The 12401-nt window shown below is 72.8% G+C and carries 15 protein-coding genes; 6 read left to right on the top strand and 9 right to left on the bottom strand.

Translation table 11 applies throughout. The features are described 5' to 3' along the window. Positions 1-5: 5 nt before the first annotated feature. Positions 6-1370, bottom strand: a complete 1365-nt coding sequence (locus JI751_RS06695; RefSeq protein WP_236665818.1) for a pyridoxal phosphate-dependent decarboxylase family protein — start codon at positions 1368-1370, stop codon at positions 6-8. A gap of 46 nt (positions 1371-1416) precedes the next feature. Between JI751_RS06695 and JI751_RS06690 the strand changes: the two genes are divergently transcribed. Further along, positions 1417-2322 carry a 3-methyladenine DNA glycosylase gene (locus JI751_RS06690; protein ID WP_201934999.1) on the top strand — a complete coding sequence of 302 codons (906 nt, stop codon included), beginning with the start codon at positions 1417-1419 and terminating at the stop codon, positions 2320-2322. Here the strand turns inward: JI751_RS06690 and JI751_RS06685 are convergent. After that, positions 2310-2951 carry a sulfotransferase family 2 domain-containing protein gene (locus tag JI751_RS06685; RefSeq protein ID WP_201934998.1) on the bottom strand — a complete coding sequence of 214 codons (642 nt, stop codon included), beginning with the start codon at positions 2949-2951 and terminating at the stop codon, positions 2310-2312. The genes JI751_RS06690 and JI751_RS06685 overlap by 13 nt on opposite strands. A gap of 53 nt (positions 2952-3004) precedes the next feature. On the opposite strand from JI751_RS06685, the gene JI751_RS06680 reads away from it, so the two are divergent. After that, positions 3005-3607, top strand: coding sequence for a pentapeptide repeat-containing protein (locus JI751_RS06680; RefSeq protein WP_307813921.1), 603 nt, complete (start codon positions 3005-3007; stop codon positions 3605-3607). Between the two features lie 110 nt (positions 3608-3717). Here the strand turns inward: JI751_RS06680 and JI751_RS06675 are convergent, their stop codons facing one another. Next, the gene (locus JI751_RS06675) at positions 3718-4284 is read right to left on the bottom strand and encodes a TetR family transcriptional regulator (protein WP_201934996.1); all 567 of its coding nucleotides are present in this window, start codon (positions 4282-4284) and stop codon (positions 3718-3720) included. A 108-nt stretch (positions 4285-4392) separates the two neighbouring features. Here JI751_RS06675 and JI751_RS06670 point away from each other — a divergent pair, with 108 nt between their 5' ends. The 3 genes from JI751_RS06670 to JI751_RS06660 are packed head-to-tail and all read left to right on the top strand — an operon-like array spanning position 4393 to position 6320. Beyond that, on the top strand, positions 4393-5001 hold the full coding sequence (locus JI751_RS06670) for a biotin transporter BioY (protein ID WP_201934991.1): 609 nt from the start codon (positions 4393-4395) through the stop codon (positions 4999-5001). 1 nt (position 5002) lies between these two features. After that, positions 5003-5701 carry an energy-coupling factor ABC transporter ATP-binding protein gene (locus JI751_RS06665; RefSeq protein WP_201934990.1) on the top strand — a complete coding sequence of 233 codons (699 nt, stop codon included), beginning with the start codon at positions 5003-5005 and terminating at the stop codon, positions 5699-5701. A 10-nt stretch (positions 5702-5711) separates the two neighbouring features. Beyond that, positions 5712-6320 (top strand): CbiQ family ECF transporter T component, encoded by a 609-nt coding sequence (locus JI751_RS06660; protein WP_201934989.1) that lies wholly within the window; start codon positions 5712-5714, stop codon positions 6318-6320. Between the two features lie 98 nt (positions 6321-6418). On the opposite strand, the gene JI751_RS06655 is transcribed toward JI751_RS06660, so the two are convergent. The 3 genes from JI751_RS06655 to JI751_RS06645 form a co-directional block, all read right to left on the bottom strand. Further along, positions 6419-6805: a VOC family protein gene (locus JI751_RS06655; RefSeq protein ID WP_201934987.1), complete on the bottom strand. Its 387-nt coding sequence runs from the start codon at positions 6803-6805 to the stop codon at positions 6419-6421. A gap of 9 nt (positions 6806-6814) precedes the next feature. After that, positions 6815-8212, bottom strand: coding sequence for an amidase (locus JI751_RS06650; RefSeq protein ID WP_201934985.1), 1398 nt, complete (start codon positions 8210-8212; stop codon positions 6815-6817). Positions 8213-8311: 99 nt separating this feature from the next. Next, positions 8312-8869, bottom strand: a complete 558-nt coding sequence (locus JI751_RS06645; RefSeq protein WP_201934983.1) for an NAD(P)H-dependent oxidoreductase — start codon at positions 8867-8869, stop codon at positions 8312-8314. A 73-nt stretch (positions 8870-8942) separates the two neighbouring features. Here JI751_RS06645 and JI751_RS06640 point away from each other — a divergent pair, with 73 nt between their 5' ends. Then, positions 8943-9533: a TetR/AcrR family transcriptional regulator gene (locus tag JI751_RS06640; RefSeq protein ID WP_307813920.1), complete on the top strand. Its 591-nt coding sequence runs from the start codon at positions 8943-8945 to the stop codon at positions 9531-9533. Position 9534: 1 nt separating this feature from the next. On the opposite strand, the gene JI751_RS06635 is transcribed toward JI751_RS06640, so the two are convergent. From JI751_RS06635 to cimA, 3 genes are read right to left on the bottom strand one after another with little or no spacing between them, the layout of a single operon-like run. Beyond that, positions 9535-9888: a hypothetical protein gene (locus tag JI751_RS06635; RefSeq protein WP_201934979.1), complete on the bottom strand. Its 354-nt coding sequence runs from the start codon at positions 9886-9888 to the stop codon at positions 9535-9537. After that, positions 9885-10625: a class I SAM-dependent methyltransferase gene (locus JI751_RS06630; protein WP_201934977.1), complete on the bottom strand. Its 741-nt coding sequence runs from the start codon at positions 10623-10625 to the stop codon at positions 9885-9887. The genes JI751_RS06635 and JI751_RS06630 overlap by 4 nt, the downstream gene beginning before the upstream one ends. Positions 10626-10644: 19 nt before the next feature. Continuing rightward, positions 10645-12225 carry a citramalate synthase gene (gene cimA / locus JI751_RS06625; protein WP_201934974.1) on the bottom strand — a complete coding sequence of 527 codons (1581 nt, stop codon included), beginning with the start codon at positions 12223-12225 and terminating at the stop codon, positions 10645-10647. Positions 12226-12401 lie beyond the last annotated feature (176 nt).

Genomic DNA, 12401 nt, shown 5'->3' with positions numbered 1-12401 from the left:
CGACCCTATCGAGCGGCCGCACGCCCCAGCGCATCGAGAGCGGCCTCGACGTCGGCTGTGGTCGTCGACCAGTTGCTCACGCTGACCCGGAGCACGGCACGCCCGCGCCAGCGCGAGCCGGTCGTCCACGCCGTGCCGTCGGCGAGCATCGCGTCGACGACCCCACGGGTCGCGGCGTCGTCGCCGAAGGCGGCGCACACCTGGGTGAACTCGACGTCGTTGAGCACCTCGGCGCCCTCGAGGGCTGCGATCCCGTCGGCGAACGTGCGTGCGTGTGCGCAGTAGCCGTCGACCAGTGCGGCGACCCCGTCGCGGCCGAGCGAGCGCAGCACCGCCCACACCGGGAACGCCCGCCCGCGTCGGCTGATCTCCGGGACCTTGTCCATCGGCTCGCCCGCGACGTCGAAGATCAGGTAGTCGCCGTGCATGCCCATGGCCGCCCGCAGGGCAGCCCGGTCGCGGACGATCGCGAGACCGCAGTCGTAGGGCACGTTGAGGGTCTTGTGGGCGTCGGTGGCCCAGGAGTCGGCGGCCTCGTAGCCCGCGGTGAGGTGGCGACGGTCGGGCGAGGCGGCGGCGAAGAGCCCGAAGGCGCCGTCGACGTGCACCCACGCGCCGGCGTCGTGGGCCGCGGCGATGGTCTCGACGAACGGGTCGAAGGCACCGGAGTGCACGTTGCCGGCCTGGAGGCACACGATCGTCGGTCGGCCGTCGCCCGCCTCGAGCGCGGCGGTGAGCGCGGCGGCCTCGATCCGGCCCTGGTCGTCGGCCGCGACCGGCTCGGGCGAGCCGAGCCCGAGGTAGCGGAGCGCGAGGTCGATGGTGTCGTGCCGCTCGGCGCCGACGAGGACGCGTACGCCGGGTGAGCCGACGAGCCCCTGCGTGGCGACGTCCCACCCGGCGCGGCGCAGCACCTCGTCGCGGGCCGCGGCGAGGCAGGTGAAGTTGGCCATGGTCCCGCCGGTGACGAAGCCGACCGCGCTCTCCTCCGGCAGCCCGAGCAGCTCGAGCAGCCACTGCTCGGTCAGCTCCTCGATCGCCGAGTGGGCGGGCGTGAGGACGCGCAGGCCGGTGTTCTGGTCCCACGCGCTGACCAGCCAGTCCGCGGCGAGCGCAGCGGGGTGGGTGCCGCCGATGACGAACCCGAAGAACCGGCCGCCCGGCATGGCGGTCAGGCCGGGGTCGCAGGCGGCGGCGAGCTCGTCGACGACGGTCGCGGGGTCCGTCGGACCCTCCGGCAGCACCCGCTCGAGCCGGTCGGCCATCTGCTCGCTCGTCAGGCGCGGCGGCACGGGGCGGTCGGCGAGCGAGTCGAGCCACTCGAGGGCGAGGGCGTGGGCGCGGTCGAGGCCGGCGCTGCGGTCGATCATCTCGTCAGTGTGATCGTGTCGCCGCTCGCGCACTAGCCTCTGCCCGGTGCAGGTGCTGTCCGGTCCCGACTGGCGCGCGCGGGCCGACGCCCACGCGGCCCGGGTCGACGCGTTCCTCGAGCCGCACCTCGCCCGCCGGGCCGAGCAGGTGAAGCACCCGGTCCACGACTTCCTCTTCACCTACTACTCGCACCGCCCGGCGCAGCTGCGCCGCTGGCACCCCGGCTACGGGACCGCACTGGAGGATGCGCCGGACTACGCAGGCCTCAAGGGCTATGCGCAGGTCGAGTGCGCTCACGGTAGTAGTCGCTCCGGAGCTGCGCACTCGACCGTCATCGAGTCGTACGTCGAGTCGCAGCGCCCGCTGCTCACCCAGCTCCGCACGCTGCTGACGGCCACCGCCGGACGTACGCCCCAGTTCGGCTGCTTCGGCCTGCACGAGTGGGCGATGGTGCACCGGTCCGCCGAGCACGGCACCCGCCACGACTGGCCGCTGCGGCTCGGGCAGGCCGGCACCGACGAGGTCGTGGAGTCGCACCGGATCGGCTGCTCCCACTTCGACGCCTTCCGCTTCTTCACCCCGACCGCACGCCCGCTCAACACCCTCCAGCCCGGCCGCGACGACCGACCCGCCTTCGAGCAGCCGGGCTGCCTGCACGCCGGGATGGACCTCTACAAGCACGCCTTCCGGCTCACGCCGATGATCCCCAGCGACCTGGTCGCCGACTGCTTCGAGCTGGCCCGCGACATCCGCGTCCTCGACATGCGCGCGGCGCCGTACGACCTCGCGGACCTCGGCTTCGAGCCCGTCCGGATCGAGACCGCGGACGGCAAGGCGGCCTACGTCGAGGCGCAGCGCGGGTTCGCCGAGCGCGGCGCGCCGCTGCGGGCGCGGCTGATCGCCGAGTGCGAGCGGCTGCTCGCCGTCGCGCGCGAGCCTCAGAACTCGTAGCCGAAGGCCTCGATGGTGTCGGCGAAGACGTCGGCGACCCGCTGCTTCGAGGTCGGCGAGTAGAGCTCGCGGTAGTGCCCGGCGGGCCGGGCGTTGCCCTTGGCGCGCGGCAGGTCAGGGGCTCCGGGCAGGCCGAGCTGGTCCCACACCTCGCCGAGCTCGGCGTCGAGGGACTCGTAGCGCAGCACCCGGTCGAGCACCATCCGGCCGCGGATCCGGTAGAGCCGGCGGTTGTTGGCCAGCTGCTCGATCCAGATCTCCTGGACGTAGGCCTCGAAGTCGGGCAGCTCGTCGCGGTCCTTGTACTTCCAGAAGTAGAGCGAGACGACCGCGTCCCACGGGTTCCGCTCGATCGCGAAGGTGAAGTAGTCGGTGAAGGCCTGCTCGCCGACCAGGTCGCGCACGGCCTTGGCGCCCATGTGGTTGTAGGCCTTGCGCTCCAGCGGCGGCGACTCGAAGTTCTGCGGCGGACGGCCGCCGGCGGCCCTCCGGAGCTTCTCGTCCTCGGGGCTGATCTCGGTGATGATGTCGTCCGGTCCGCACACCTTGGACAGCGCGATCTCGACGCTCGTGCCCGCGGTCTTGCGGGTCTTGAGGAAGATGAAGCGGTGCTGGTGGGACGCGATCACGGGCACGACCCTATCCGTCCCGGCCGCCACGGTCGCGACGTACGGTGGCTGCCGTGACCGACCCCCTGACAGCCGGCGGCCAGCACTACCGGGGCGACGACTGGTACGGCGACGACCTCGGCGCCGCACGGTTCACCGACTGCACCTTCACCGACGTCGACCTGTCGGAGGCCACCACGTCGGGCGCGACCTTCGAGCGGTGCACGTTCCACGGCGGCAGGTTCAACGCGTCGGTGCACCGGGCGACGGCGTTCGTCGGCTGCGACTTCCGGCGTACGTCGTTCTTCGACGCGACGCTCGACGGCTGCAAGCTCGTCGGCACGGTCTTCAGCGAGTGCACGCTGCGGCCGCTCACCGTCACCGGTGGCTCGTGGCTCGGCGTGACCATCCGCGGCGCCAATCTCTCGCGGCTCGACCTGACCGGCGTCGACCTGCGCGAGGCGGACCTGTCGATGTCGGACCTGACCCTCACCGCCCTCACCGGCGCGCGCCTCGACCGGGCCGTGCTCCGCGACACCGTGCTCGACCGCGCCGACCTGCGCGGGGCGAGCCTCGACGGCGTCGACCTGTCGGCAGCGACGTTGAAGAAGACGCAGCTCGACCTCGCCGGCGCCGTCCTGCTCGCCGAGCTCCACGGGGCCGTCGTCGACCCCTGACACCTGAGGACGTGGTGGACGGCTCGTGACCTCAGGACCGTCGACCACGTCCTCAGGTATCTCGGGACGATCTCGTTGGTCCGGCCCTTGCTCCTCCGACCAGATCGTCCCTAGACACCGGGGCGCGGGCTGACGCGGGCGCGCAGGCCGTCGATCACCAGGTCGAGCCCGAGGTCGAAGTCGGGCAGCGACTCCAGGGACCGCTCGACGGCGCCGAGGCTGACAGCCTGGCGGGCTGTCTGCTCCTCGAAGGCGTGGCCGAAGACGTAGTGGACGAGCGCCCGGGACGCGACCGGCACCAGCTCGGCGGGGACGTCGGCGTCGGCGAGGACCTTCTCGAGCTCGGCCACCGGTGCGGCCGCGCCGAGCCCGAACGCCCAGACCGTCGCCACCACGTCTGCACCGTCGGTCACGGCGAGCATCGCGAGCCGCAGCTCCGAGCAGACCTCGCGCAGCCGGTCGGGCCACTCGGCGGCCTCGCGCGGTCGCGCGCCGCGCGCGAGGATCTCGTCGGCGACGGCCGCGAGGAGGGCCTGCTTGCTGGCGAAGTGGTGGTAGATCGCGCTCGGCTGCACGTCGAGCTCGGCCCCGAGCCGGCGCATCGTCAGCGCGGCGAGGCCGTGGGTGTCGAGGAGGGCGACGGCGTGCGCGAGCACGTCACTGCGGTGATGCGCCACCCACCCTCCTAGGCCGATCCGGCGACTGGACTGCGTTGACGACGTCGTCGCGACCACCCTAACCTGAACACCGTTCAGGTTGCCCGCTGCACGAGCAAGGATCCCCCGATGACCGCCACCACTGAGCCCACCACCGTCGATCAGGACACCGCGGGCTCGTCGTCGCCGACGCGCGACATCGCCCTGGTCGCGGCGTTCGCGGCCCTGATCAGCGCCAGTGCCTACGTCGGGGCGATCCCGGTCGGCAGCGCCGGCGTCCCGATCACCCTGCAGACGCTGACGGTCATGCTGGCGGGCTGCGTCCTCGGCCCGCTGCGCGGCTTCTCGGCCGTCACTCTCTACCTCGCGCTCGGCGCGGTCGGACTTCCCGTCTTCGCCGAGCACTCCTCCGGGATCGGCGTCTTCAGCGGTCCCAGCGGCGGCTACCTCATCTCGTTCCCGATCGCCGCGGCTCTCGCCGGCTTCCTCGTGAAGTATGTCGCCCGCGACCGGCGTACGCGCGCACTCGTCGTCTTCGCCTGCTCGATCACCGCCAGCATCCTGGTCATCCACGTGCTCGGCGTGCTCGGGATGAAGCTCTACTTCGACGTCTCCCTGCGCGAGGCGATCTCCTACGACGCGCCCTTCTGGATCGGCGACGTCGTGAAGACCTCGCTGGTCGCGATGATCGCCGCCGAGGTGCACCGCGCGTTCCCGCAGCTCCTGCAGCGCCGCTGACTTGCCGGAGATCCGCTTCGACTCGGTCGCCGTCCGGGTCCCCCTCCCCGGCCGCGGCGAGCGCGAGATCCTCGCACGGACGACCCTGACGCTCACCGAGCCGCGCGTCGCGGTCATCGGCGCCAACGGATCGGGCAAGTCGACCCTCGCGCGGCTGGTCAACGGCCTGGTCCGACCTTCGTCCGGCCACGTCACCGTCGACGGCAGGGACGTGGTGCGCGACGGTGCGGCCGTACGCCGGACGGTCGGCTTCTGCTTCACCGACCCGGCCGCGCAGCTCGTGATGCCGACCTGCGTCGAGGACGTCGAGCTGTCCCTGCGGCGTACGGTCCCCGGCTCCGAAGCGCGACGCGAGCGCGCGCTCGAGGTGCTCGCCGCCCACGGCCTTGAGGAGCACGCCCACGACTCGGTCCACTCGCTCTCCGGGGGCCAGAGGCAGCTGCTCGCGCTGGCCGGGGTGCTGGCGACCGAGCCGACCGTCGTCGTCGCCGACGAGCCGACCACGCTGCTCGACCGCGCCAACACCCGGCGGATCGGCCACGCACTGCTCGGCCTGTCCCAGCAGCTCCTGCTCGTCACCCACGACCTCGACCTCGCCGCCCGCTGCGACCGGGTCGTCGTCATCGACGACGCCCGCGTGGTCGCCGACGGGACCCCGACCGAGTCGATCGCCCACTACACGTCCCTGGTCGACACATGAGCACCCCACGATGAGCGACCTGATGGCCGGCCTCCACCAGCCGGGCGACACCCTGCTCCACCGACTGCCGGTCGGCGCGAAGGTGCTCGGACTCGCGGCGCTGAGCCTGTCGATCGTCGTCGTCCGCGACGTCCGGGCGGCGCCCGTCTTCCTGCTGGTCACCCTGCTGCTGGCCGCACTCGCCCGGGTGCCGCTGCGCTCGGTCTGGCGCGCGGCACGCGGGGTGCTCGCGATCGCCGTGGTGGCCGGTGCGCTGCAGTGGTGGTGGTACGGCGCCGAGAAGGCCCTCGAGACCTTCCTCGACCTGCTCAGCCTGGGGCTGGCGGCGCTCTCGCTGACGGCCACCACGTCGATCAACGAGATGGTGGACGCCCTCGCGCGGTGGGCGCGGCCGCTGCGCTTCGTCGGCGTCGACCCCGATCGGGTGGCGCTGACCGTCGCGCTCACGATCGGCGCGCTGCCCGGCACGATCGCGATCGCGCGGGAGACCCGCGACGCCGCCCGGGCCCGCGGGCTCGACCGCAACCCCCGGGCGTACCTCTCCCCCTTCGTGATCCGCGTCGTCGCGCGCGCACAGGAGTCCGGCGACGCGCTTCACGCGCGCGGGATCGGCGACTGATCCATCGGGCGTTCGCCCTGGAGTCACCGGACATCCGGTGACCGCAACGGTTGTCAGCCCAGATCTCGGCCGACAACCGTGGAACTCGGGTGCAGAGGTCAGGCCATCGGTTGGTTGAGGAACCAGCGGTGGCCGAACGGGTCGCGGAAGACCGCGACCCGGCCGACGGGCGGGTTGTCCTCGGGACCCCGGTCGAGCTCGACACCCGCGCCGGTCACCCGCTCGCAGGTCGCGTCGACGTCGTCGACCTCGAGGTGCAGTGTCACCGCTGCGAAGCGCGAGGTGTCGGGAGCCGCCACCCCGGCCGAGTCGAACTCGTCCGACATCATCCAGCGCCCGCCGCCGACGGCGAGCTCGACGTGCCCGACCTTGCCGTCGTCCATCACGATCGGCTCCATCACGACCTCGGCGCCGAGCACGGCGACGTACCAGTCGATCGCGCGCCTCGCGTCGGAGACACAGATGTACGGCGTCAGCTCACCCATGCCGCCACTTCACCAGCCGGGCGGATGCCTGTCCACCCACGCCGCGGCCGCCTCGACCTGGGCGGCGAGCGAGACGAGCAGCTCCTCCTCGGCGGGGCGCGCGGCGAGCATCACGCCGACCGGCAGGCCGTCGTCGGTCCAGTGCAGCGGCAGCGAGATCGCCGGCATGCCGGTGACGTTCCACGCGCTGGTCCACGGTGTGAAGGCCTTCTGGGCGGCGAAGTCAGCGGCCGGGTCGGCGTCGTCGCGCAGCGCGCCGACCTCGACCGGCGGCATCGCGAGGGTCGGGGTGAGGACGACGTCGTACGCCGCCAGCACGGCGAGCGCGGCGGCGGCGTGCTGCCGCAACCGGCCGATGGCGAGGCCGAACTCGGGTCCGCTGACGGCGTGCCCACGCTCGCTGAGCCACCGGGTCAGCGGGCGCAGCCGGTCCTCGAGACCGGGCGGCGCCGGCGACAGCGCCGTGAGCACCGCCCAGCAGGTCTCGAAGTCGGCGACGGCGTCGGGCGGGATCGGCACGCCGACGTCCTCGACGTCGTGGCCGAGCTGCTCGAGCAACCGGGAGGCGTCCTCCCAGGCCGTCACGCTGGACGGGGCGACCTCGACCTCCGCGATCACGGGCGCGATGAACCGCGCCACCCGGAGCCGGCCCGGCTCGCGGTCGCAGGCGTCGAGGAACGACGTGGTCGGCGGCGGCGCCCAGAAGGGGTCGCCGACGCGGCGCCCCTCCAGCACGTCGAGGAGGGCCGCGGCGTCGCGGACCGTACGGGCGAGGGTGCCGGGCGTCGCGAGCCCGACCGGGTCCCCGTAGCGCGGCGCGCCGCTGATCCGGCCGCGCGACGGCTTGAGGCCGACCAGGCCGCAGCAGGAGGCGGGGATCCGGATCGACCCGCCGCCGTCGGACCCCGGCGCCACGGGCAGCAGCCCGGCCGCGACGGCCGCGGCCGCGCCGCCCGACGAGCCGCCCGCGGTGCGGGTGGTGTCCCACGGCGTCACGGCCGGCGGCGCGACGTCGGGCTCGGTGTAGCAGGGCGACCCGAACTCCGGCGTGCTCGTCTTGCCCAGGCTCGGCATTCCGGCGGCCTCGACCGTGCGGACGAGGTCGTCGGACTCCTCGGGCACGAAGTCGTCGTACGCCGCCGAGCCGAAGGTGGTGCGCACACCGGCCGTCGGGTGGAGGTCCTTGATGCCGGTCGGGACGCCCCAGAGCGGACCTGCGTCCGCGGGGCGTCCCGACTGGCTGAGAGTGCGCGCATGCTCGCGAGCGAGGTCGTGCGTGGTGGTGACGAACGCGCCGACACCGTCGGCACGACCGGCGTAGTGCTCGACCAGCTCGAGCGGCGACACGTCACCGCGACGTACGGCGTCGCCCTGCTCGAGCGCGGTCAGGTCGTGCAGCTGGGCCATGGCGCCGAACCTAGTACCTCTGGAGTCCCCGGATATCCGGGGACCTGCCCCCTCACAGGTAGAGATCTCTACCTGCAAGCGGGCAGCTGGGGTGCAGAGTCAGGCCGCGATCGGCTCGTGCGCAACGAGGGCGTCGAGGGCACCGAGGAGGCGCTGGACGGCGGCCTCGTCGGCGAGCGGGTCACCCTCGACCGCGGACTCGTCGACGACGATGCCCTCGACGACGAGGGCGCCGGCGATCGTGGCGGAGTGGCGGGCGTGCTCGTGCGACCACTTGCCGCCGTACGGCGTCGGGGTGGCACCGATGGCCGCGAAGGGCTTGCCGACGATGGCACCGGCGCCGTAGGGCCGCGACAGCCAGTCGATGGCGTTGTTGAGCACGGCGGGCATGGTGCCGTTGTACTCGGGGGTGACGGCGAGCACGCGGTCGGCGGACGCCACGGCCTGGCGCAGCGTCGAGGCGCCGGCGGGGACGGTCTCGCCGTCGAGCTCCTCGGTGTAGAACGGGATCGTGTCGAGGCCCTCGACCACGTCGACGGTCACGCCGGCGGGCGCGTGGTCACGGAGGTGCTCGGCGATGCGGCGGTTCAGGCTGCCGGTGCGGGTGGAGCCGAGGAGGACGGCGACGCGGGTCTGCTGCTGGGTGTCAGTGGTCATGACGATCAAAACGGACTGCGGTCCGCTTTCATTCCCGGGTGCCGGATCTTTTTTCCCGCCCTACTCTGACCGCGTGACGAACCTGCTGCCGATGGCGGACGAACCCGCCCCGGAGCGGGCCGACGCCGCGCGCAACCGACAGGCGATCCTCGCAGCCGCGCTCGAGCTGGTCCGGACGCGGGGGGTCGACTGCGTGACCATGGACACGGTCGCGTCGGTGGCCGGGGTCGGCAAGGGCACGCTCTTCCGGCGGTTCGAGAGCCGCGAGGGCCTGATGGCCGCGGTGCTCGACGAGTCCGAGGCGGAGTGGCAGGCCAGCGTCATCTCCGGTCCCCCGCCGCTCGGTCCCGGTGCCCCGCCGATGGAGCGGCTGCTCGCCTTCGGCCACTCGCGAATGCGCACCAACGTCACCCACGGCGCGCTGATCAAGGCCGCGACCGGCGACAGCTCCGCGCGGTCGCGCGCCGCGGCGTCGTTCGCCGTCATGCACGTACGCCACCTGCTGCGAGAGCTGCGGGTCACCGGCGACCTCGTCCTGCTGTCGATCGCGATCCTCGCACCGCTCGACATCATGGTCATCGAGCAGCAGCAGCGCGACGACATCCCTCTCGACCGGATCGAGGCGGGCTGGGACGACCTGGTGCGCCGGGTCGTCGGGGCCTGACTCAGCCGACCGCCGAGACCGCGAGGACGCCACCGAGCGCCCAGAGCGCGGCGCCGACGACCAGCGCGGCGATCGGTACCCACCACGTACGGCGTCGGCGCACCCACCGCACGATGATCACCACGAGCGCGGCGATCCAGACCACCCACGGCGCGCCGCTCGAGAGCACGATCCCGGCCGTCATCTGACCGCCGTTGCAGGGGGTGTCGCCGACGCACCCGTCCGACGCCATCCCGAAGAAGAGCCCGAAGAACGACGCGAGCGGCACCAGCGCGGCGAGCACGATCATCAGCAGGACGGTGACGGACCGCTCGACGACCGAGGTCTGGGGCGGCAGGGGCTCCTGCCCGGTCACGCCGCTCCCCCGTCGGGCGACCAGCGGATGCAGAGTGCGTCGTGCACGAGGGGTACGGCGGTCGTCCCCGCCGCCTCGCACGCCTCGGTCACCAGCCGCTCGGTCTCCGCGAGCGCGGCCTCGCGCTCGGCGTTGGGGAGCAGCGCGACGTGGGAGACCGTGGAGACGAACCCGCGCCACTGGGCGGGCGTGAGGGTCCAGGTCCAGCGGACGGTCCGCTGCTCCGCGGATCCGGACGTCAGGTCCAGACGCTCCATCGGGTCGGTGTCCTCCGAGTGGGCCAACGCCGGGTCGAGACGCATCGCCCGCCACTGCCAGTCGTGCTCGAGGACCGGCACGTTCCAGACGCACCCGAGCCAGCCGCCGGGGCGGAGCACGCGGGCGACCTCCGCCGAGGCCTCCGACTTCGGGAACCAGTGCCAGGCATCCGCCACGAGGACGGCGTCGACCGACCCGTCGTCGAGCGGCAGCGCATCGGCGCCCTCCTCGTGCACCCGCAGTCCCGGGTGGCGGCGGGCGACGAGCGCCAGCATCCGGCCGTCCGGCTCGACGACGTCGAGGTCCACGTCCCGCTCGACCAGCCGGTCGGTGAGCTTGCCGGTGCCGGCCCCGACCTCCGCGACCCGCGCCGCGTGCGGCGGGAGCAGCCAGTCGACGGCATCGTCGGGGTAGGTCGGGCGGTGGTCGTCGTACTCGTCGGCCCAGGCGCCGAAGCTGGTCGCGCGTGTCGAGGTCACCGGCAGCAACCTAGACGACCTAGCGGTGCTGCCTCCGCAGGCCGAAGGTCAGCCCGTCGACCAGCGCGCCCCACGACGCCTCGATCACGTTGGCGCCGACGCCGACGGTGACCCAGCTCGACTCACCGTCGCTGGTCTCGATCAGCACGCGGGTGATCGCGTCGGTGCCGTGGCCCTGGTCGAGGATGCGCACCTTGTAGTCGATGAGCTCGAACTTCGCGACCTCCGGGAACGCCTGCCCGATCGCCTCGCGCAGCGCCGCGTCGAGGGCGTTGACCGGCCCGTTGCCCTCGCCCGTGACGACGTACCTCACACCCTCGGCGCGCAGCTTCACCGTCGCCTCGGAGACGGCCTCGCCGTCGGTGCGGGTCTCGGTGATGACGCGCCACGACTCGACGTCGAAGTACGACGGCCGCGCGCCCTCGACCTCCTCGGCCAGCAGCAGCTCGAAGGACGCGTCGGCGGCCTCGAACGTGTAGCCGCGCTGCTCGAGGAGCTTCACGCGGTCGGTGACGCGCGTGACCAGGTCGCGGTCCTCGGAGAGGTCGTAGCCGAGCTCCCTGCCCTTGAGCTCGATCGACGCACGGCCGGCCATGTCGGAGACGAGCAGACGCATGTCGTTGCCGACGACCAGCGGGTCGAGGTGCTGGTAGAGGTCGGGGTCGACCTTGATCGCGCTGGCATGCAGCCCGGCCTTGTGGGCGAATGCCGACGTGCCGACGTAGGGCTGGCGTGAGGCGGGCGGGACGTTGGTGACCTCGGCGACGGCGTGCGCGATGCGGGTCGCCTCCTTGAGCAGGCCCTGCGGCAGGACGCTGCGGTCCAGCTTGAGCTCGAGGTTGGCGACGACGGTGACCAGGTCGGCGTTGCCGGTGCGCTCGCCGTAGCCGTTGATGCAGCCCTGCACGTGGCTCGCGCCGGCGGCGACCGCGGCGAGCGAGTTCGCCACGGCGCAGCCGCTGTCGTTGTGGGCGTGGATCCCGACCCGCGCCCCGGTCGTCTCGATCACGTCGAGCACCACGTCGGAGACCCAGTCGGGCAGCATCCCGCCGTTGGTGTCGCAGAGGGCGACCACCTCGGCGCCGGCCTCGGCGGCGGTGCGCAGCACCTCGAGGGCGTACGCCCGGTTGGCCCGGTAGCCGTCGAAGAAGTGCTCCGCGTCGAGGAACACCGCCTGCCCCTCCTCGCGCAGGTGGGTGACGGTGTCGCGCACCATCGCGAGGTTCTCCTCGAGCGTCGTGCGCAGGGCGAGCTCGACGTGGCGGTCGTGCGACTTGGCGACGAGGGTGACCACGCCCGCCCCGGAGTCGCGGAGGGCGGCGACGAGCGGGTCGTCAGCCGCGCGTACGCCGGCCCGGCGGGTGGCACCGAACGCCGCGAGCTTCGCGTGGGTGAGCTCGAGCTCCTGGCTCGCGCGGCGGAAGAACTCGGTGTCCTTGGGGTTCGAGCCCGGCCAGCCGCCCTCGATGTAGCCGACCCCGAGCCCGTCGAGCTGTCGCGCGATGCTCAGCTTGTCGGCGACCGAGAGGTTGAGCCCCTCCTGCTGGGCGCCGTCGCGCAGGGTGGTGTCGTAGACGTGGAACGAGCCGTGCAGGTCCATCGTGTTCCCTCGGTGTGTCTGTGCTCGGACAACAAAAAACCTCCTGGGGTGCAGGAGGTCGGCGCGGCGGGGAGTCCCGTCGCGCTAGGCAATGATGATCGTGCTGGTCACGTCTTCATGGTGCCATCGATCCGCTGACCGTGAGACGGACATCTCGTCATCCGGGCGGCAGGGCC

This window comes from Nocardioides baculatus (assembly GCF_016735675.1).
GTDB classification, from domain to species: domain Bacteria; phylum Actinomycetota; class Actinomycetes; order Propionibacteriales; family Nocardioidaceae; genus Nocardioides; species Nocardioides baculatus.
The sequence above is the reverse complement of the archived record's forward strand: the minus strand, read 5'-3'. Positions and strand labels throughout refer to the sequence as shown.

Coding starts and splice junctions, on each gene's coding strand:
- JI751_RS06645 (WP_201934983.1), bottom strand. CDS start 8,869: ATGACCACTGACACCCAGCAGCAGACCCGCGTCGCCGTCCTCCTCGGC.
- JI751_RS06650 (WP_201934985.1), bottom strand. CDS start 8,212: ATGGCCCAGCTGCACGACCTGACCGCGCTCGAGCAGGGCGACGCCGTA.
- JI751_RS06695 (WP_236665818.1), bottom strand. CDS start 1,370: ATGATCGACCGCAGCGCCGGCCTCGACCGCGCCCACGCCCTCGCCCTC.
- cimA (WP_201934974.1), bottom strand. CDS start 12,225: ATGGACCTGCACGGCTCGTTCCACGTCTACGACACCACCCTGCGCGAC.
- JI751_RS06660 (WP_201934989.1), top strand. CDS start 5,712: ATGAGCGACCTGATGGCCGGCCTCCACCAGCCGGGCGACACCCTGCTC.
- JI751_RS06670 (WP_201934991.1), top strand. CDS start 4,393: ATGACCGCCACCACTGAGCCCACCACCGTCGATCAGGACACCGCGGGC.
- JI751_RS06655 (WP_201934987.1), bottom strand. CDS start 6,805: ATGGGTGAGCTGACGCCGTACATCTGTGTCTCCGACGCGAGGCGCGCG.